23 protein-coding genes and 1 pseudogene are annotated in these 21049 nt (G+C 28.7%); 13 read left to right on the top strand and 11 right to left on the bottom strand.

The window, feature by feature from the left end; all coding sequences use genetic code 11:
- The first annotated feature begins 37 nt into the window (after positions 1-37).
- From crtI to rnhA, 7 genes are read left to right on the top strand one after another with little or no spacing between them, the layout of a single operon-like run.
- Positions 38-1498: a phytoene desaturase gene (crtI, locus tag F754_RS0100650; RefSeq protein WP_023647989.1), complete on the top strand. Its 1461-nt coding sequence runs from the start codon at positions 38-40 to the stop codon at positions 1496-1498.
- Positions 1498-2349, top strand: a complete 852-nt coding sequence (locus tag F754_RS0100645; protein ID WP_023647988.1) for a squalene/phytoene synthase family protein — start codon at positions 1498-1500, stop codon at positions 2347-2349. Before crtI ends, F754_RS0100645 begins: the two co-directional genes overlap by 1 nt.
- Positions 2336-3400 carry a lycopene cyclase gene (locus F754_RS0100640; RefSeq protein WP_023647987.1) on the top strand — a complete coding sequence of 355 codons (1065 nt, stop codon included), beginning with the start codon at positions 2336-2338 and terminating at the stop codon, positions 3398-3400. The genes F754_RS0100645 and F754_RS0100640 overlap by 14 nt, the downstream gene beginning before the upstream one ends.
- 1 nt (position 3401) lies before the next feature.
- Positions 3402-4340 carry a Brp/Blh family beta-carotene 15,15'-dioxygenase gene (locus F754_RS0100635; RefSeq protein WP_023647986.1) on the top strand — a complete coding sequence of 313 codons (939 nt, stop codon included), beginning with the start codon at positions 3402-3404 and terminating at the stop codon, positions 4338-4340.
- Complete coding sequence (gene ispH / locus F754_RS0100630) at positions 4330-5274, top strand: 4-hydroxy-3-methylbut-2-enyl diphosphate reductase (RefSeq protein WP_023647985.1); 945 nt, start codon at positions 4330-4332, stop codon at positions 5272-5274. Before F754_RS0100635 ends, ispH begins: the two co-directional genes overlap by 11 nt.
- Positions 5275-6240, top strand: a complete 966-nt coding sequence (locus tag F754_RS0100625; protein WP_023647984.1) for a homoserine kinase — start codon at positions 5275-5277, stop codon at positions 6238-6240.
- Positions 6240-6665, top strand: a complete 426-nt coding sequence (rnhA, locus tag F754_RS0100620; RefSeq protein WP_023647983.1) for a ribonuclease HI — start codon at positions 6240-6242, stop codon at positions 6663-6665. Before F754_RS0100625 ends, rnhA begins: the two co-directional genes overlap by 1 nt.
- On the opposite strand, the gene F754_RS0100615 is transcribed toward rnhA, so the two are convergent.
- The 9 genes from F754_RS0100615 to F754_RS0100570 form a co-directional block, all read right to left on the bottom strand.
- On the bottom strand, positions 6657-7142 hold the full coding sequence (locus tag F754_RS0100615) for a peroxiredoxin (RefSeq protein WP_023647982.1): 486 nt from the start codon (positions 7140-7142) through the stop codon (positions 6657-6659). The two genes, rnhA and F754_RS0100615, sit on opposite strands and share 9 nt — an antisense overlap.
- Positions 7139-8512: a threonine synthase gene (locus F754_RS0100610; protein ID WP_023647981.1), complete on the bottom strand. Its 1374-nt coding sequence runs from the start codon at positions 8510-8512 to the stop codon at positions 7139-7141. Before F754_RS0100610 ends, F754_RS0100615 begins: the two co-directional genes overlap by 4 nt.
- Positions 8513-9166, bottom strand: a complete 654-nt coding sequence (locus tag F754_RS0100605; RefSeq protein WP_023647980.1) for an SURF1 family protein — start codon at positions 9164-9166, stop codon at positions 8513-8515.
- Between the two features lie 10 nt (positions 9167-9176).
- Positions 9177-9965 carry a cytochrome c oxidase subunit 3 gene (locus F754_RS0100600; RefSeq protein WP_023647979.1) on the bottom strand — a complete coding sequence of 263 codons (789 nt, stop codon included), beginning with the start codon at positions 9963-9965 and terminating at the stop codon, positions 9177-9179.
- 8 nt (positions 9966-9973) lie between these two features.
- Positions 9974-10504 carry a cytochrome c oxidase assembly protein gene (locus F754_RS0100595; RefSeq protein WP_027303407.1) on the bottom strand — a complete coding sequence of 177 codons (531 nt, stop codon included), beginning with the start codon at positions 10502-10504 and terminating at the stop codon, positions 9974-9976.
- A gap of 121 nt (positions 10505-10625) precedes the next feature.
- A complete protein-coding gene (locus F754_RS0100585; RefSeq protein ID WP_023647976.1) occupies positions 10626-11537 on the bottom strand; it encodes a heme o synthase in 912 nt (303 codons plus the stop codon).
- 29 nt (positions 11538-11566) lie between these two features.
- Positions 11567-13201 carry a cytochrome c oxidase subunit I gene (ctaD, locus tag F754_RS0100580; protein ID WP_023647975.1) on the bottom strand — a complete coding sequence of 545 codons (1635 nt, stop codon included), beginning with the start codon at positions 13199-13201 and terminating at the stop codon, positions 11567-11569.
- 1 nt (position 13202) lies between these two features.
- Positions 13203-14018, bottom strand: coding sequence for a cytochrome c oxidase subunit II (coxB, locus tag F754_RS0100575; RefSeq protein ID WP_023647974.1), 816 nt, complete (start codon positions 14016-14018; stop codon positions 13203-13205).
- Positions 14019-14078: 60 nt separating this feature from the next.
- Positions 14079-14777 carry a 16S rRNA (uracil(1498)-N(3))-methyltransferase gene (locus F754_RS0100570; protein ID WP_023647973.1) on the bottom strand — a complete coding sequence of 233 codons (699 nt, stop codon included), beginning with the start codon at positions 14775-14777 and terminating at the stop codon, positions 14079-14081.
- 16 nt (positions 14778-14793) lie between these two features.
- On the opposite strand from F754_RS0100570, the gene F754_RS0100565 reads away from it, so the two are divergent.
- Positions 14794-15456, top strand: coding sequence for a haloacid dehalogenase type II (locus tag F754_RS0100565; protein WP_023647972.1), 663 nt, complete (start codon positions 14794-14796; stop codon positions 15454-15456).
- Here F754_RS0100565 and F754_RS07520 read toward each other — a convergent pair.
- A pseudogene (locus F754_RS07520) lies at positions 15449-15808 on the bottom strand (helix-turn-helix transcriptional regulator). The gene F754_RS0100565 and the pseudogene F754_RS07520 overlap by 8 nt on opposite strands.
- 94 nt (positions 15809-15902) lie before the next feature.
- On the opposite strand from F754_RS07520, the gene F754_RS0100555 reads away from it, so the two are divergent.
- From F754_RS0100555 to F754_RS0100545, 3 genes are read left to right on the top strand one after another with little or no spacing between them, the layout of a single operon-like run.
- Positions 15903-16142 (top strand): CDGSH iron-sulfur domain-containing protein, encoded by a 240-nt coding sequence (locus F754_RS0100555; protein ID WP_023647971.1) that lies wholly within the window; start codon positions 15903-15905, stop codon positions 16140-16142.
- 36 nt (positions 16143-16178) lie between these two features.
- Positions 16179-17015: a pirin family protein gene (locus F754_RS0100550; protein WP_023647970.1), complete on the top strand. Its 837-nt coding sequence runs from the start codon at positions 16179-16181 to the stop codon at positions 17013-17015.
- A gap of 3 nt (positions 17016-17018) precedes the next feature.
- Positions 17019-17993, top strand: a complete 975-nt coding sequence (locus F754_RS0100545) for a quinone oxidoreductase (protein ID WP_034390894.1) — start codon at positions 17019-17021, stop codon at positions 17991-17993.
- Here the strand turns inward: F754_RS0100545 and F754_RS0100540 are convergent.
- Complete coding sequence (locus F754_RS0100540) at positions 17986-18390, bottom strand: DUF2721 domain-containing protein (RefSeq protein WP_023647968.1); 405 nt, start codon at positions 18388-18390, stop codon at positions 17986-17988. The two genes, F754_RS0100545 and F754_RS0100540, sit on opposite strands and share 8 nt — an antisense overlap.
- A 52-nt stretch (positions 18391-18442) precedes the next feature.
- Between F754_RS0100540 and ubiA the strand changes: the two genes are divergently transcribed.
- Complete coding sequence (ubiA, locus tag F754_RS0100535; RefSeq protein WP_023647967.1) at positions 18443-19306, top strand: 4-hydroxybenzoate octaprenyltransferase; 864 nt, start codon at positions 18443-18445, stop codon at positions 19304-19306.
- 4 nt (positions 19307-19310) lie between these two features.
- Entirely contained in the window at positions 19311-21047 is a 1737-nt protein-coding gene (locus tag F754_RS0100530) for an ATP-binding cassette domain-containing protein (RefSeq protein WP_023647966.1), read from the top strand.
- The last annotated feature ends 2 nt before the right edge of the window (positions 21048-21049 follow it).

Here is a 21049-nt window from a genome sequence, read left to right as displayed (position 1 = left end):
TTCTTACAATTTTTATAAAAAACTATAAATTATTAAAATGAATTCTATAGTTATTGGATCTGGATTTGGTGGAATTGCGGCTGCTCTTAGACTTAGAGCTAAAGGTCATGAAGTAACAATAATAGAAAAACACCCTGACCTAGGTGGAAGAGCAAGAGTATTTAAAAAAAATGGTTTTACGTTTGATGGCGGACCAACTGTTATAACGGCTCCCTATTTGATTAATGAATTATTTGATTTATTTAAAAAAGATCCCAAGAATTATATTAAACTTACTCCACTTAAAATTTGGTACCAATTCATTTTTGAGGATAAAACAAAATTTAATTACTCTGGAAATGAGCTAGAAATGAAAAATCAAATTCAAAAAATAAAAATGGAAGATGTAAAAGGCTATGAAAGATTAGTAAATTTTACAAAAAAAATTTTTGATAAAGGTTTTACTGAACTTGCGGATGTCCCTTTTGATAAACCATTTGTAATGGTGCAACAATTGCCTTCACTATTAAAACTAAAAAGTTATAAATCGGTCTATTCACTGGTTTCCTCATATATCAAGAGTGAAAAATTGAGGAGAATGCTGAGCATGCACCCTCTTTTAGTTGGAGGAAACCCTTTTTCAACAACCTCTATTTATGGACTAATTTTGTACTTAGAAAAAAAATGGGGAATACATTACTCGATGGGTGGTACTGGGAATATAATAAAAGGTTACGAAAAACTAATGAATGAAGTTGGAATAAAGATATTAAAAAAAAGTGAAGTTACTGAAATAATCTCAAGTAATAATAAAATTTCTGGTGTTCAAATAAATAATCATACAGTTATAGATGCTGATAATGTGATTTGTAATGCAGATCCACCCGCTGTTTATGAAAAATTGTTAAGTCAAAATGATAATAACTCTCTACTATTTAATTGGAAAAAAAAACGTATGGAATATTCTATGGGTTTGTTTGTGTATTATTTTGGAACAAAGAAAATTTATGAGAATGTTGAGCATCACACAATAAAATTTGGTAATAAATATAAAGAACATCTAAATGATATATTTGATAAAAAAAAATTAAATGAAGATATTAGTTATTATCTCCATAGGCCAACAGCGACCGACAAATCAATGGCTCCTGAAGGAAATGACTGTTTTTATGTGTTAGTACCAGTTCCTAACAATCAATCAAAAATTGATTGGGATATTGAGGGTGAAAAAATGAAAAAATTAGTCGTAAAAAAAATGGAAAAAGATTTGATGCCCAATCTTAAGGAAAATATTGTAGAAGATTTTTACCTTACACCAGATTATTTTGAAAAAGATTTGAATACTAAGTATGGTTCTGGTTTTTCTATCCAACCAAAATTTACACAATCAGCATACTTTAGATTTCACAATAAATCAGAGATATATGATGGTCTTTACTTTGTTGGAGCAGGAACCCACCCCGGAGCTGGAGTACCGGGTGTGTTGTCTTCTGCAAAAGTATTAGATAAAATCATTTAATGGGTGATCAAAGTTACTTATCGATATACGCAAAATCATTTAATTGGGCAGGTTTTTTCTTACCAAAACAAACTTATTTAAAATGTTCTGCTTTATATGATTTTTGCAGAGTTGCTGACGATATTGCTGATAGCGATGAAGCAATTGAAATAAAAAAAAGAAAATTTTTAGATTTTATGAGTAGTTTTAACAATCAAAACTTTAATAATCCTATTATTAAAAATATGTGGCAACTCATAAATGAATTTAATATTCCCCTAAAAATTGTTCATGACTTATTAGATGGAATAAATTCTGATATTCAGAAAAATATAAAATTGAGTCAAAAAAAGGATTTATTACTTTACTCCTATAGAGTAGCGGGAACTGTTGGTTTAATGATGGCTAAAATTTTAAGAGTAAATAAGAAAAGCTCATTAAAATCAGCTATTGATCTTGGTATTGCCATGCAACTAACAAATATATCTAGGGATGTTGTAGAAGATCTTAATTTTGGAAGATCTTATATAAATCTTAATTTTGAAGAAATAAAATCTACTATAAAACTTTCTGAAAGTTATTATGAAAATTCATTCTATTCAATAAAACAAATCCCTTTAACTTTTCGTTTTGCAATTTTAGTTGCTAGAAGAGTTTATAGAAAAATTGGCTACAAAATTCTAAAAAAAAAAAATTTAGAAAATTATAAAGAATCTGGAAAAATTTATGTTTCAAATATTGAAAAAATAATTGAAACTTTGTTATCTATTTTTGACTTAATAAAGTTATCACTTATAAGTAAAAACGATGATAATATTGAACATGATCATGATTTAATTAATGAAGAAATAAATTTAAATGAAAGAATTTGATTATATAATTAATGGTGGGGGCTGTGCGGGTCTCTCATTGGCATATGAACTGGAAATTTATGACAAATTAAAAAATAATACTTTAGCAATCATTGAACCAAGAGGAGAATATAAAAGAGATAAAACTTGGTCTTTTTGGAAGGTTTTTTCACATAACTTCGATGACTGTGTTAAAAAAAGTTGGAATAATTTTACAATAAATACTCAAGATGAAACAAAATATGTAGATTGCCAATCTACCCCTTATCAGACAATTGATAGTGGCATGTTTTATGAAAAAATACTTTCAAAACTTAAACTTAATAAAAACATTCACTTTTTTAAAAATATTGATGATTTAGATAAATCAAATTCAATTGTATTTAATAGTGTACCAAATTTTGAAAACAAAAAGAGTAGTTTGTGGCAGCATTTTTGTGGAGTTGAAATAGAGACTGAAAAAGACTTTTTTGATGATGAGATATTTAATTTGATGGACTTTGCTTGTGATCAAAGAAACAAGGTTCATTTTTTTTATACGCTTCCATTTACAAAAAGAAATGCGTTAGTTGAAACTACATGGATATCTGAATTAAATGATGAAAAACTTAAAGATTATGATGAACAAATTAATGATTACTTGAGCAAACACCTAAATATCAGAAACTGTAAAATTAATTTCAAAGAAACTGGTGCAATCCCACTTTTTAGACAAAAAAATGTAAATAAATTAAATGAAATTTACATAGGATCAGCAGGAGGCATGACTAGACTAAGTACGGGTTATACTTTTCTGAATATTCAAGAGCAGAGCAAATATATAAGGGAAAACATAGAAAATATTAAGAATATAAATCTTTTTAAAATTAATTCAAAATATGATTTTTTAGATCAAATCTTATTAAGAGTTCTTAAAAATAATTCTACTGAAATGAGCAATATATTTTTAAAGGTTTTTAATTCAAAACCCAAAACAGCTATTAATTTTTTATCAAATAAAAGTAATTTTTTTGAAGATTTAGAAGTGATTCTAAAAATGCCTAAATGGAAATTTTTAAAAGAATTAATTTAACATGAGCAATAAAATAAAAAAGATTAATCTTAATCATTCATTTATTTTTTTCTTTGTGGTAAATATTTTTTGTGTTTTATTTTTTAAGTATAGCAATTTAAATATTTCACCAATTTTGTGTTTACTTTTAATTTTAATCATAGGTGTTTCCCACGGTTCATTAGACCACATTAAGGGAAAAAAACTTCTTGAGTTATTTAATATAAAATCAAATTATATATTCTATATTACGTATATTTTAATTTCAGCAGCAGTCATAGCAACTTGGATGTTATTGCCTTCAATAACTTTAATTATTTTTCTAATAATTGCCTCATACCACTTTGGTAAAGAGGATACAGAATTCTTGATTAATGATAGATCTTATTTTACTCAAATGCTTTATTTTTTTAAAGGATTTTTAATTATACTTACTCCTTTATATTTTCATTTTCAGGAAACTATATCAATTTTCAAATTATTATTAATTGATAATGAGATGTTTTATTTAAGTTTAAATTTTATTGAGACAAATAAATTAATTCAAATAGGAATAGTCTGCAGTACCTTATCTAGTATTTTTCTTTTTTTAAAGAATTTTGAAATTAAAAAATTTGCAATTTTTTTAGATTATTTTTCAATTTTGATATTAAATTACTATTTATCTCCACTGCTAGCTTTTACTACTTATTTCTGTTTTTTACATTCGATTAGACATTCAATTTCACTAGCTATAGAGCTTGATTCTAATAGTGTAGTTAGTGGATTTAGATTGTTTGTCAAAAAAGCTTTGCCATTAACAATTTTGACAGGTATTTTTTCATTTATTACACTTTATCTACTGAGCAATTTTTATAATTTAGATAGTGCAATTTTAAAAATAATATTTATAGGTTTGGCGTCTTTAACCTTTCCACATATATTGCTGGAATATTTTCTAGAAAAAAAAAATGAAAAATAAAGAATTAAAAATATTATTATCTGCACCTCGTGGTTTTTGTGCTGGTGTTGAAAGAGCTATAGAAATTGTAGAAAAATCAATTCAAAAATACGGAGCACCAGTTTATGTTCGTCACGAAATAGTTCACAATAAATTTGTTGTTGATGATTTAAGAAAAAAAGGAGCTATATTTGTAGAAGAGCTTGATGAAATAAAAGATAAATCAAGACCAGTTATTTTTTCAGCCCATGGAGTACCAAAAACAGTACCGGATGATGCTAGGAATTATAACATGACATATGTGGACGCAACATGTCCGTTGGTTTCTAAAGTACATAGAGAAGCTGAAAATTTGAATAAAGCTGGTTATCATATAATTTTAATTGGTCATAAAAATCACCCTGAAGTTATAGGCACTATGGGTCAATTACCTGAAGGTTCAATTGATCTTATACAAAGTGAAGAAGAAGCCAAAAATTATTACAATAAAGACGATAAAAAAATTGCTTTTGTTACACAGACAACTCTGTCCGTAGACGATACAAAAGAAATTATTAAAATTTTAAAAAGTAGATTTGAAAATATACGAGAACCTCAAAAAGAAGATATTTGTTATGCAACAACCAATAGACAAATGGCTGTTAAAAATATAGCTAAAAATTGTGATATGTTTTTTATAATAGGTAGTAGAAATTCTTCAAACTCAGTTAGACTTGTGGAAGTTGCCAAAAAATCTGGCTGTGAAAATTCAATGCTAATCCATTCAGAAAGTGAAATACCCTATAATAAAATTCAACAAGTAAATACGATTGGTATTTCATCCGGAGCTTCAGCTCCTGAAATATTGGTAGATAATTTTATTAATGGTTTAAAAAATAGATTTACTATTAAAATAGATGAAGTAGAAATAATTAAAGAAAATGTAGTATTTAAAATCCCAAAAAAATTAAACTAAATGGCCGTTTACACAAAGATCAATAAGAAAGACATTGACTTAATCAATGATCAATTTGAAATGGAAAGAATTACTCATTTCGAAGGTATAAAAAAGGGAATTGAAAATACAAATTACTTATTAAGGACTAAAAAAGATAAGTTTATTTTAACAATTTTTGAAAAGAGAGTTTCAAATAAAGAAATTCCATTCTTTATGAAACTAATGGAAATACTGAATAACTCTAATATTAAATGTCCAAAACCCCTAAAAAGTAAAAAAGGCACACACTTAATAAACTTAAAAAATAAAAAAGCATGCATTGTTTCTTTTATAAATGGAAGAGATAAGATTAAGTTAAATCTAAAAAATTGTTATGAAGTAGGTAAAGTAATAGCAAATATTCATCAAATTACAAAAAAAATTAAAATCTCTAGAAAAAATTCAATGGGGATTAAACAGCTAGGACCATTATTAAAAAGTTTAAAATTCAAATCAAAAAAATTTGATAACTTGCAACAAATTTTAACAAATAATTTAAAAGAAATTAAAAAAAATTGGCCATCAAAACTTCCTCAAGGAATAATACATGGTGATTTATTTATAGATAATATTTTTTTTAATAAAAATAAATTATCAGGAGTAATAGACTTTTATTTTGCGGCAAATGATATCTTTATGTATGAAATTGCTATTTGTATAAATGCTTTATGCTTTGATTATAAAAACTCAAAATTTGAGATCAATAAACAAAAGATAAAAAAACTAATAAATGGTTACGAAAGTGTCAAAAAAATTTCAATAAAGGAAAAAAAATCACTAAAAATCTTATGTAGGGGGGCTGCAATGAGATATCTTTTAACAAGACTGTATGACTATTCAAATACTCCTAAAACTGCATTGATAAAAATTAAAGATCCCAATGAATATTATCAAAAACTTATTATTCATAATAAGTTAAGGTCTTACAAAGATTATTTAAATTAATGATTGAAATCTATACTGATGGTTCTTGTCTAACTAACCCTGGGAATGGTGGTTGGGCAGCAATAATTAATGATGGTGGAAAAATAAAAAAGATTAGTGGTAATGAAAAAAAAACTACTAATAATAGAATGGAATTATTAGCACCTATTAATGCATTAAGAGAGATGAATAATGATTCAGAAATTAATATTTATACAGACTCTCAATATGTTAAGCTTGGAATAACAAATTGGATCAAAAAGTGGTTAAATAATAATTGGCAAACATCTAAACAAGAAGATGTTAAAAACAAAGATTTATGGGTTGAATTATATAATTTAGATAAATCTTTAAATGTTAAATGGAATTGGGTGAAAGCTCATGCTGGCAATCCTATTAATGAAGAAGTAGATCTAATGGCAAAAAAAGCTGCAAATTTAGATTAATTTAATAAAATTTTCTGCTGCTGAAACTTCACAAGATCCGGTATCAGCCTCTTCTTGTATTCTAACAATTTTTAAATCATCAACTAACATCGTATATCTGTTAGACCTAATGCCAAGCCCTCTTGCACTTTTATCTACATCAGCTCCAATTGCTTTAGTAAAATTTAAAAATGGATCTCCAATCATTAATATCTTATCACCGACATTATGTTCCTTACCCCACGCATTCATTACAAATGGATCATTAACTGAAATACAAATAATATAATCAATTCCTTTTTTCTTATATTGATCAAACAAATTCACATATCCAGGAAGATGTTTTGCAGAACAAACAGAGGTATAGGCTCCTGGAAGACCAAAAATAACAGCTTTTTTATCTTTAAGAAGCACTTGGGTATTTTTTTTGACGGGTTCTCCATTTTCCATAGCAAAAATATCTATATTGGGAATTTGATCATTTTCTTTTATATTCATTGAATTCTTTCTTTTATGTGTTGCTTAACTTTTTCTACATCATTTTCAATAGTATCATAATTTTCTTTTTCATTCATAACAAACATCAATTCTTTAGGTAGGTCAGTTTTTATATCTATAGCTTTTTTAATTGCATCAGGGAATTTACATGGATGAGCTGTTGCTAAAACTATATTATTTCCATCTAGATTTATTTTATCAAAAGCACCATAGCCAATCGCACTATGTGGGTCTAAAACGATATTAAATTTTTTGTAAACTTCATTAATCGTTTTTAAAACTTCCTCTTCACTCATTCTAGAAGATAAAAAATTAGCATTTATTTTATCTAATTTTTCTTGATTAATAATATATTTTCCTTTTTCTTTAATATTTTTCATTGCATCTATTGTTTGTAAATCATCACCTTCATTTAAATCATAAAGTAATCTTTCAAAATTACTTGCAACTTGTATATCCATACTAGGAGATATCGTTTCAAACACATTCTCCACTTCATAGCTACCTCTTGAGATGGCTCTATGAAGAATGTCATTCTGATTAGTTGCAACTATCAATTTATTAATTGGAAGCCCCATCTTTTTAGCTAAATATCCTGCATATACGTCACCAAAATTTCCTGTCGGTACGGAAAAATTGATCGGACGATTGTCATCTTCTATTAAAAAATAACTATAAAAATAATATACACTTTGAGCAATAATACGTGCCCAATTGATTGAATTTACACCTGACATTTTGATATCATTTGAAAAGTCTTTATCCGCAAACATTGTTTTAACTAAATTTTGACAATCATCAAAATTTCCATTCACAGCAATATTAAAAACATTTTTATCTTTACCTGTTGTCATTAATTTTCTTTGAACAGATGACACTCTATTATGAGGATGTAGAACAAAAATATTAATATTATTTTTACCTTTTATTGCATCAATAGCTGCTGCCCCGGTATCTCCTGAAGTTGCAACAACAATATTAAGCTTTTCATTTTGATTATTTAAGTAATATTCATAAAAATTACCTAAAAGTTGCATTGCTACATCTTTAAAAGCTAAAGTTGGGCCATGAAATAATTCAAGTACAGATCGATCGCCAACTTTGATTAGATCAATAACATTTTTTTTTCTAAAAACTGAATAAGATTGATCAATAATTTTATCTAGATCCATTTCAGTCATAAAGTCACCTATAAACGGATAAATAACTTTCTTTGCTAAATCGTTGTACTCAAGACCTTTAAGCTCATTAATATCTACTTTGTGAGGAGATTTAGGTATGAATAGGCCGCCATCATCTGCAAGGCCTTTTATAAAAACATCCCTAAATTTAAAGGTTTTTTTATTATTTCTTGTACTTATGTATTCCATCTAATAATTTTTTTTTCTAAAATATAGATATATTAAAAGGATTGAAATCGCCATTGAAAACCAAGTAATTGCATATTTTTTATGGTTGTTTGAAATTTTAGCAGTTACGATTTTAGGTTTTGGCAAATTATAATCTCCATTTAAGTAGATTATATATTTTGAAAACTTTTTACCCGTATATTTAAAAATATCATCTCTATTTAATGTGAACCAGTAATTTTTATTAATTTCATTTTTAGGCTTAAAAGAGTTTGCTTTAGACTGAGCTTTTAAAGTTCCAATTATATTGTTTTGATTGATTAAATTAATTTCAGATTTATTTTTTTTATCAAATGGTATCCATCCTCTATTAATTAGATAATTTTTATCATTTATTAAGATCGGATTTATAACTTCAAACCCAGGTTTGCCATTTTCATTTAAATTATATAAATAAATTTGTTTCTGAAAATTAATTTTTCCTGAAGTTTTAATTCTTAAAAAATTTTTTTCTTCTATATTGGCTAATTCAACTGGCTCATTTTTTAACGAATCTTCAATCTGTTTTATTAGATCTAGTTTCCAACTTAATCTATATAGTTGCCATGATCCTAGAGATAGCAAAACTAAAATAATAAAATAGACAAAAACTGAAAATAGAAACTTATTCTTCAAGAGTTAATTATTAACTTCCCCATACATATATTGCAGCAAATAAAAATAACCAAACTACATCTACAAAATGCCAGTACCATGCAGCTGCTTCAAATCCAAAATGATGCTCTTTTGTAAAGTGCCCTTTTTTAGCTCTAGCTAGACAAACAGCTAAAAATATTGTTCCAATTATAACATGGAATCCATGGAAACCCGTTGCCATATAAAATACTGCTCCATAGATGTGACCTGAGTAGTTAAATGTAGCATGATGATATTCGTATGCCTGAAGTAAAGTAAAAAAGAAGCCTAAAACAACTGTAAAAGTTAAACCTTGTATAAAACCTTTTCTGTCACCCTCTATTAGGGAGTGATGAGCCCAAGTTACTGTTGTTCCTGAAAGCAGTAAAACAAGTGTGTTAATTAATGGAATATCCCATGGATCAAATGTTTCGATATCTTTTGGTGGCCAAACGTTTCCAACAAACTCATTTGGAAATAAACTTATATCAAAATAAGCCCAAAACCATGCAACAAAGAACATAACTTCTGATGCAATAAATAAAGTCATTCCATATCTATGATGAATTTGAACCACAGGTGTGTGATGACCTTGATGTTCTGCTTCTATTACAACATCTCTAAACCACATATAAGCACCATATATAACTAATGCTAAGCCAAGATACATACCCCATGAAACATCATTATGCATATAAAATATTGTTCCGATTGCTAACACTAAGCAAGAGAATGAAACGTAGATAGGCCAAGGGCTTGGATCTACTAAGTGGTAATCATGTTTTTTTTCAGCTGACATTTTTGTGATTATGATTGTTTATAGTAATCTGTCGAGAAAAAAGTATATGACATAGTTACATCATGTAAATTTTTTGTACTTGGATCGTTAACTAGCTCTGGGTCTAAATAAAAAGTCATAACATAAGTGGCTTTTTCACCTGCTTTTAATTCTTGTTTTTCAAAACAAAAACAACCTAACTTACTATAATATTTACCAAAGGTTGATGGTGAAACGTTGAAGCTAGCAACGCCATAAGTTGTTTCATCCCCATAATTTTCAACTTCAAACTCAATTCTATTTACCTGGCCGACTTTTACATCAATTACATTTGATTTAGCTTTAAAATCCCATGTAAGATTATTTACGTTTGTATCAAACCTAACGCTCACTACTTTATCTAATACTATATTTGGTGCTTCTTTTGAAACCTGAGTAGTTCCTCCAAATCCTGTTATTCGACAAAACATGTCGTAAAGGGGAACTGCTGCAAAAGAAAGTCCAAGCATTAGGAAAAAAATTCCTCCTAATAAAACTGGTGTTAAGGTTTTTTTTTTCATCATAACTGTCTATCAAAAACTCCAACATTATATAAAGTAAACACAAATAGAAAAACCATAAATGCTAGAATTGCTACAGCGGTTAAAATGTTTTTCCTCTTAGTTTTTTTGTCAGGTGTCATCATAAAATTTTATCTATTAAAAAAAGAACAAATATCAGAAATAAATATAAAATTGAATATCCAAATATGGTTTTTGCTTTTTTTGCATTAAATTTATTTTTCTTAAAGTTATAAAGTTCAAAACATAAATAATTATAATATAGGGTTAAAATTAAAGATGGAATTAAAAATACTAAACTAACAAAATCAATTGCATATGGCATTACTATTACAGGGATCATTATCAAAGAATATATAAAAATATTCAACTTAGTGCTTTCAACGCCATTTGTTAATGGGAGCATTGGGATCTTAGCTTTTTTGTAGTCATCTGATTTATAAAGACTTAATGCCCAAAAATGAGATGGAGTCCAAAAGAAAATTATTAAAAAGAATGTAATAGGTTCCAATGATAAGGAATTTGTAGCTATAGCCCAGCCTATTACAGGCGGTAAAGCACCTGCGGCTCCACCAATTACTATGTTTTGTGGTGTTTTTCGCTTTAACCAAACCGTATAAATCAAAACATAAAATAAAATTGTAAATAGTAATAAACTTGCAGATATTCTATTGGCAAAAAAATCAAGTGCAATCACTGAAAATATTGAAAGCGCAACTCCAAAAACCAATGCCTGATTTTTATTTACTTTACCCGTTGGTATTGGTCTTAAACAAGTTCGAGTCATCAATGCATCTAGGTCTGACTCATACCACATATTCAATGCACCAGCCGCTCCGGCACCAATAGATACAAGTATAATTCCTATAATAGCATCTTTAGTTGAAATTACATTTGGTGCCATCAACAATCCTACAGCGCAGGTAAAGATAACCAACGACATTACTCTAGGCTTCATCAACTTAAAGAGCTCAGAAAAATTAAAGACGTCTTCCTGACTTAAATTTCTATTCTTTGTTTTAGATTTAATCATTAATACTCAGTTTAAAAATCTAAAAATTATTAACTTGTAGATTTTTCAATACCTTCTTCATTTTCAAATTTTGGAAGTTCTTCAAAAGTATGAAAATTTGGAGGTGATGGAACTGTCCATTCTAACGTTGTTGCACCTTCTCCCCATGGATTTTGAGCTGCAGCTTTTTTCTTCGAAAAAGCCCAAATAAGATTTGCAAAAAATACTACAAGACCAATTACAGAAATATATGATCCAATTGATGATATGTAGTTCCAGCCAGCAAATGCATCAGGATAATCTGCGTATCTTCTAGGCATTCCTGCTAGTCCTAAAAAGTGTTGTGGAAAGAATACTAAATTAACTCCAATGAAAGTTAACCAGAAATGTAATTGTCCTAAAAATTCTGAATATTCATATCCAGACATTTTACCAAACCAATAGTAAAAGCCCGCAAAGATTGCAAAAACTGCCCCTAAAGATAATACGTAATGAAAGTGAGCAACAACATAATATGTATCATGCATTGCAGTATCTACACCTGCATTAGCAAGAACAACTCCTGTTACTCCACCAACTGTAAATAAAAATATAAATCCTAATGCCCACACCATAGGTGTTTTAAATGAAATAGAGCCACCCCACATCGTTGCAATCCAAGAAAATATTTTAATACCTGTTGGAACAGCAATAATCATCGTTGCAGCCAAGAAGTATGCTTTAGTATCTGTGCTAAGCCCAACTGTGTACATGTGGTGAGCCCACACAACAAAACCAACAATACCGATTGCAACCATAGCATAAGCCATACCTAAATAGCCAAAAACTGGTTTTTTTGAAAATGTAGAAACAATATGACTGATCATTCCAAAGCCTGGTAAAATTAAAATATAAACTTCTGGGTGACCAAAAAACCAAAATAAATGTTGAAAGAGGACAGGATCTCCTCCTGTTTGTGCATCAAAAAAAGCCGTACCAAAATTTCTGTCTGTTAATAGCATTGTGATTGCGCCTGCTAAAACTGGTAATGATAGTAATAATAAAAAAGCTGTAACTAGAATAGACCAAGCAAATAAAGGCATTTTATGCAATGTCATTCCTGGAGTTCTCATATTTAAAATTGTGGTAATAAAGTTTACCGCACCTAAAATAGATGAAGCTCCTGCTAAGTGTAAACTTAAAATAGCAAAGTCCATTGCAGGTCCTGGCTGACCAGCTTTAGAGGATAAGGGAGGGTAAATAGTCCATCCACCACCAACGCCTGTTTGGCCTGGAGGGCCATCCATAAAGATAGAAAGTATTAATAAGATAAATGAAGTCGGTAATAGCCAAAATGAAATGTTATTCATTCTTGGAAAAGCCATATCTGGGGCACCAATCATTATTGGAACAAACCAGTTACCAAAACCACCAATCATTGCTGGCATAACCATAAAGAAAATCATTATCAAACCATGACCAGTAACTAACACATTATATAGATGATAATTGCCGCCTAAAATCCCATCACCAGGATGCATCAATTCCATTCTCATTAAAACTGAAAACGCTGTACCAATAACCCCTGCAATAATTGCAAATATTAAGTACATTGTTCCAATGTCTTTATGGTTAGTTGAATAAGCCCAACGCTTCCAACCAGTTGGCGTATGATGATCGTCGTGTGATGTAGTTTGTGTATACATGTTATTTGCTCGCTAGTTTTTTAAATTGATCTTCTTTTATAATTTCTTTTGCAAATTTTATTTTGGCTCCTGTTAGCCATTCTGTATAATCTTCTTCTGAAACCACTCTTACTGTAATTGGCATAAAGGCATGCTTAATTCCACAAAGCTCAGAACATTGTCCATAATAAGTTCCAACTTTTTCAGCTTTAAACCATGTTTCATTAATTCTTCCAGGCACAGCATCTCTCTTAACTCCAAAAGATGGGAGTGCCCAAGCATGCAAAACATCATTTGCTGTAATTAAAACTTTAATTACCTTATTTACTGGAACAACAACTTCATTATCAACAGCTAGTAATCTTGGCTGATTCTTTTTTAAATCTTTTGTCTCAATCATATATGACTCAAAGATAATATTTTCGTCTGGATACTCGTATCCCCAATACCACTGGTAACCTATTGCTTTGACTGTTACATCTGCTTTTGGAATAGTGTCTTGTTTATATAAAATTTTAAATGATGGAACTGCCATCACAATTAAAATTAAACATGGGATCAATGTCCATAAAATTTCAACTGTAACATTGTGAGTTGTTTTAGATGGATTAGGATTTCTTGATGCTCTAAATCGAATACAAGCATAAACCATTAAGAATAAAACAAACACACTGATTGCTATAATGATTGGAAGCAAAAGATTGTTATGAAAGTTAACAATATCTCTCATTCCATCAGATGCAGGATCTTGGAAGCCTAATTGCCAGTCTTTAGGTTGGTTAGCTAAAGCGCTTGAAGCAGTAAATACAGACAGAAATATATATAAAATTTTTTTCATTTTTTTACCCTATATAGATTGTCTTTAAAAAAAATACACTTTACTTTTAGCGACAAAATATCAATTAATGGCGTAATTTATGATCGATAGAGCAGAAATTACAGCCGTTTCAGTTCTTAAGATATTTTCGTTAATTTTAATAGCCTGAACACCATTATAATTAAGAATCTTTTCCCTCTCCTCCTCAGAAAAATCTCCCTCGGGTCCTATAATTACACACTTCGGTTTTGTCGTTAACTTTTTAAGATCAATTTTAGTATTAGAAGTGTTGAGATCTGTAAATATTAAATCTATTTCGTTACTTAGAAAATTTTTTAATTTTTGAGGTTTCTCTATTATCGGAATCGTTATTCTATTTGATTGTTCAGCAGCTTCTATAATTACTTTTTCTAATCTATCTTTATTTATCTTTCTAACAATTGTTCTGTCAAAAATAATAGGTAAAAATTTTGTAACCCCTAATTCAGTTGCTTTTTGTATCATGAAATTAAAATAATTAGATTTGATAGGTGAAAACGCTAACCATAACTCTTTGAAGTTTTCTTTTTGTCTTAATTGTTTTATAACATTAAATTCAACAATACTTTTTGAAATTTTCAATATTTTTGCCTCCCATTCTCCACCACTATTGAATAAAGAAAAAACTTCGTTTTCTTTAATTCTCATAACTTTACTTACGTAATGAGATTGTGATTTATCGAGTGTGGCTGTAAAATTAAGTGATAAACTTTCACGATAAAATAATCTAATATTACCCATTAAAGTAAGTTTAATTATGAAAAATATTAAAGCAATAATTTTTGATGCATATGGAACTTTATTTGATGTGAATTCGGCTGCTGAGAAATGTAAAGATAAAATTGGTGATAAGTGGGAAAGTTTTGCAAATTACTGGCGAACTACTCAACTAGAATATACTTGGCTTAGAAGCTTAATGAAAAGACATAAAGATTTTTGGCAAGTAACTGAAGATAGTTTGGACAAATCTATGAAAGCTTATGAAATAGATTCTTCAATGAGAAATGAATTACTAGATCTTTATAAAATTTTATCACCATTTAAAGAAGTGCCAGAAGTTTTAAAATCACTTAAAGAAAAAAATTATAAACTAGCTATCCTTTCAAATGGAACACCTTCTCTTTTAGGGGAACTGGTTAAAAGTAATAAATTAGATAATTTATTTGATGATCTTTTTTCAATAGAGGAAGTTGGTATTTATAAACCAGACTCTAAAGTTTACGATATGCCAATTAACAAATATAAAATTCAAAAAAATGAAGTTGTCTTTTTAAGCGCTAATACTTGGGATGTATCAGGTGGTGGAAATTATGGATTTAATTCTATTTGGGTAAATAGAAATAATAATATTTTTGATAACCTTGATTACAAACCTCAAAATGAAATCAAAAATCTAAAAGAGTTACTTAATATTATCTAATTCTATTTTCTTCAAAGTTTTTATTAAGTTTTAAAGAGATAGTTCTTGTGTTTTTTCTATTCCATTCAGAAAAAGATTCTAGAATAGGAATTACTGATAAGCCAAATTCAGTAAGTGAATACTCTATTTTTGGAGGTACTAATTGATGAACTTTTCGACTCACAATGCCATCAGTTTCTAGCTCTTTAAGTTATTTAGATAACATTTGTTGAGTTATAGTTTTTAAACCTCTCTTAAGAATATTAAATCTAACTTTCTTATTATTGTATAAAGTAAATAAAATTCTAATTTTCTAATTACCTCCTAAAAAGTAAATTGCTCTTTCTGCTGGACATTCTATTGAATTTTTTATGGTATATTTTTATATGCTAGTATGTTTATTTTGCGTTCTTGCGTAATCTGAAACAAAGTATTAGATGCTAGTCAATTTAATCGAAAGGGTAAAAATGACTAAAGGACAAAGAGCAGGAGATGGACCAATTGCAGTAGAAGTTGAAAAAGATAAATCTTATTACTGGTGCGCATGTGGACTTTCAAAAAAACAACCATTCTGCGATGGATCACATAGTGGTACAGAATTTAAACCTCTTCCATACAAAGCATTAGAAACTAAAAAAATGTTTTTTTGTGCATGTAAACAAACAGACGGTCAGCCTTTTTGTGATGGTTCACACAACAAAAAGTAACATTGAAATTAAAAATATATTAACTACTTTGAGGCTATGAATAATATTGAAGTAAGTAAAATTATAGAACCTATTCCAGCATCAGATGGTGCTGGTGTTAAATTAAAAAGAAGCATTGGTGTTGAACCAAACTACTTTGATCCATTTTTAATGCTAGATGAGTTCGGATCAGAAAATAGCGAGGATTATATTGCAGGTTTTCCACCTCACCCTCATCGAGGAATTGAAACAGTTACTTATATGTTAGCTGGAGATTTTGAACATAAAGACAGCACTGGTGGTGAAGGCAGAATGACTGCAGGAGATGTTCAATGGATGAAAACTGGTAGTGGAATAATTCATTCTGAAATGCCAGCGATGAAAGAAGGTAGGCTTCACGGTTTTCAATTATGGGTAAATATGCCTGCAAAATTAAAAATGAGTAAGCCTGAATATATTTATATTGATGCAGATAAAATGAGCATCCATAAAGACGGTGATAAACAAGTTAAAGTAATAGCTGGTAAATTTGAAAATGCTGAAGGGCCTGTTAAAGGTCATAATGTTGAGCCAGTTTATTTTGATGTTGAATTGAAAAAAAATAAAGAATTCAATTTTAGATTACCCTCTACTCATAATACTTTTATTTATTTGATTAATGGTGAAATCGAAATTGGCAAAAATAAACACGACAATGTTGAAGATAGTACTTTGATACTGTTAACTAGGGGTGAAGATTTAACTGTAAAAGGTAAATCAGATGCAAAATTTTTACTCATTTCAGGAAAGCCAATTAATGAAGAAATTGCAAGAGGTGGGCCTTTTGTAATGAATACTAAAGCTGAAATCTTGCAAGCAGTTCAAGATTATCATAATGATACATTTGTAAAATAAATTATGAAAGCAGTAGAAATTAATAAAACTGGTGGACCTGAAGTATTAGAAGTTAAAGATATATCTTTAGAAAAACCAGGCCCTGACCAAGTAACAATTGAGCAAAAAGCTATTGGACTAAATTATATTGACACTTATCATAGATCAGGTTTGTACCCATTAAAACTACCAATTGGTCTAGGTTTGGAAGGTGCAGGTATTATTACTGAAGTTGGAGAAAACGTAAAAGATTTTAAAGCTGGAGACAAAATATCTTATGCTGGTATTCCATTAGGTTCTTATTCAACACACAGAAATTACCCAACAAAAAATCTTATTAAAGTACCAGATGGTATTGATCTAGAAGTTGCTGCAACTTTGATGACAAAAGGTTTAACAACTTTTTACTTATTGCATAAAACTTTTACGGTAAAATCAGGTCAAACTATTTTATTTCATGCGGCAGCTGGAGGAGTTGGTCAAATTTTTGGTCAGTGGGCTAAAAGTTTAGGGTGTACAGTTATAGGAACTGTTGGATCTGATGAAAAAGTAAATATAGCAAAAGAAAATGGTTATGATCATGTAATCAATTATAACAAAGAAGATTTTGCAAAAAAAGTTTTAGAGATTACAGACGGAAAAGGTGTTCCAGTTGTATATGATGGTGTGGGTAAAGATACTTTAAATGGATCTATTGAATGTTTGGCAATAAGAGGAATGATGGTTTCTTTTGGAAATGCCTCAGGACCTTTATCAGATATAAATGTTCCTAAAATGCTTCAACCAAAAGGCCTGTATCTTGTTAGGCCTGCTATGCAACAATATCTGTCTACTCGAGAAGAGCTAGATGAAGCTTCAAAAGTTATGTTTGAAAAAATTAGTTCTGGAAAAGTAAAAATAAAAATATTTAAAAAGTATAAATTAAATGAAGTGATTCAAGCCCACTATGATTTAGAGGGAAGAAAAATTTTAGGTCCTGCAGTAATTATTCCTAGTTAACGTCTACATCCATATCAGCCATATGTAGTTTTAATGCATTAGTTGAAATATGAATTTCTCTAATAAAAAATAAAATTGAAATAATCATAGACAAACAACAAGAGCCAAAAATTAATCTTGCAATTAATATTTCATTTAAATAAAGACCTAATACAGTCATCATATTGAACAGAAATCCAAAAGCAGCAAACATGATAGTCCATCTCAAAAGAGTAATTCTTCCACTTAGGTTAATAAATTGCTTTTTCCACTCATGAGGTATGTGATTTTCATAAACATGCTCATCATGAAGCTCTCTGATAAGCTTACTAAGAGAATGAAATCTATTACTATAGATGCTCATAAGTAAAGGAATTGCTGGAAACATCAATGCTGTAACTGTGTAATCTATATTCATACGAATCAGTTTGATTATGAAACTAGCCTTTGTTATTTACAAGTAAAATATTATGAACCAATTAAAACTTTTCGTTGAATTAACCAGATTGCAGAAACCAATTGGTTATATGCTTTTATTTTGGCCATGTGCATGGGGACTTACTCTTGCCTATGATTTTTCCAAAGATTTGGGTAATTATTTTTTTTACTTAGTATTATTTTTTTTAGGTGCAGTGTTGATGAGATCAGCTGGATGTATTGTTAATGATATTTTGGATAAAGAATATGATAAAAAAGTTTCTCGAACAAAAAACCGTCCTATAGCCTCTGGAAAGATATCTAATAAACTTGCAATTTTTTATACAATAATTTTATGCTTATCAGCATTATTAGTACTCTTAAATTTAAATAATTATACTATAATTTTAGCCTTGGGTTCAATGCCTCTTGCTTTTACCTATCCATTAATGAAAAGATACACATACTGGCCCCAATTATTTTTAGGTATTACTTTTAACTACGGTCTAATACTTGGATGGACTTCAATTAAAGAGGAAATAGATTTAATTCCAATATTGTTTTACTTTGGAGCCATATTTTGGACACTGGGGTATGATACCATTTATGGATACCAAGATATTAAAGATGACGAAATTATAGGATTAAAATCAACATCAATTAAATTTAAATCAAATCCAATAATATTTTTGATCATATGTTATTCAATTTTTTACCTGATAACACTAAGTATGGGTTTTTTGATGAATCTTAACAATTTATTTTTTTTCTCTTTAGCTTTTGTATTTTTGCAAATATTTTACTTTCAATTAAAAATATTGAAAATTGATAATGCCAAAAACTGTTTAAAAATTTTTAAATCAAACAATTTTCTTGGTCTATTAGTATATTTTGGAATATTTATTGGAAAGTTTTAAATAGATGAATAATAGAGCAATTTTAACTAGACTATATTACAGCTATACAAAAAAATATTTAAAAAATATTTTAGCTTCAGTTTTTTTTACTGTTTTGCTAGCAGGAAGCACATCTTCAGTTGCTTATCTGTTGGACCCCGCTATTAAACAATTGTTTGTAAACAAAGATCAAAAATATTTATATTTAATACCATTTTTAATTATTCTTGCATTTGCAATAAAAGGAATTTCTCTTTATTTAGCCAAAGTAATTATGATAGGTGTATCTGAAGAAGTAAGAAGAGATATTCAAACAGATATGTTTTCTTCTTTAATAGTAGCAGATACAAAGTTAGTTGATAATAAACATTCTGGAAAGTTTATTGCAAACTTAACAAATGATGTTAACACGATAACCAATCTTGTAAGTACAGCAATACTTAATTTGTTTAAAGATAGTTTAACTTTAATTGGTTTATTGACCGTAATGTTTTATCAAAATTGGAAATTGGCATTAATTTCTATAATTATGATACCCTTGGCTAGTTATGCAGCTAGAATAATTGGAAAAAGAATGGGTAAAGCAACCACTCAACAAATGGATACAGCGGGTCTCTTAAACTCGTACTTAATTGAAATATTTAAAAATCATAAATTAACAAAAATTTTTCAGAAAGAAACATATGAAAAACTGAGAGCTGAAAAACTTATTAATAGATTTAAAGAAAATTCAAAAAAAATAAATATTATTTTTGTTAGAGCGTCACCAATAATGGAATTTTTAACTGGAATTATGATTGCTTTTTTAATTTTTTATGCAGCAAAATTAATTACAAAAAATGAACTTGAAGTTAGTAATTTTTTTTCATTTCTAGCAGCAATGATGCTAGCATATCAGCCAGTGAGGTCTCTTGCGACTTTAAATATTGTTGTGCAACAAGGTTTGGCTGGAGCAAGAAGGGTAATACCTGTAATAGATGACATTCCAGAGATAAAAGATCAAAAAGACTCAAAAAATTTGATCATAAAAAATGCTCAAATAGAATTTGAAAATGTTGATTTTAAGTATTCAGAAAATGAAGATAAAATTTTAAATTCACTTAACCTAAAAATACCAGGTGGAAAAATGACAGCTCTAGTTGGGCATAGTGGAGCTGGAAAATCTACAATATTAAATCTTATTCCAAGATTTTATAATACTGAGAGTGGTGAAATTAAAATAGATGAACAATCAATTAATGATTTAACTGTTAATTCTGTTCGAAAAAATATTTCATTAGTAAGTCAAGATACAACTTTATTCGATGATACTATTAAAAATAACATTGCTTATGCAAATTTAGATGCTTCGTATGAAGAGATAGTTGAAGCTGGAAAATTTTCTTTCGCTAGCGAATTTATTGAAAAATTACCAAAAAAATATGACACTATAATTGGTGAAAATGGGGTTAGGCTTTCAGGTGGGGAAAAACAAAGATTATCTATAGCAAGAGCAATACTCAAAAAAAGCCCAATAATTTTACTTGATGAAGCAACGTCTTCTTTAGATGCTGAGACTGAAGATAAAATTCAAAAAGCAATAAGCTTTTTAACGAAAGGTAGAACTACTATTGTTATTGCACACAGATTATCAACAATACTAAATTCAGATAAAATTTATGTTATTGACCATGGAAAGGTCGTTGGAGAAGGCAAACATGATGAGCTTTTAACTTCTTCAGAGGTTTATAAAAACTTCTATGAAAAGCAAGTTAGAAAATAATA

It is taken from the genome of Candidatus Pelagibacter ubique HTCC8051 (assembly GCF_000472605.1).
Lineage (GTDB): Bacteria > Pseudomonadota > Alphaproteobacteria > Pelagibacterales > Pelagibacteraceae > Pelagibacter > Pelagibacter communis_B.
The sequence above is the reverse complement of the archived record's forward strand: the minus strand, read 5'-3'. Positions and strand labels throughout refer to the sequence as shown.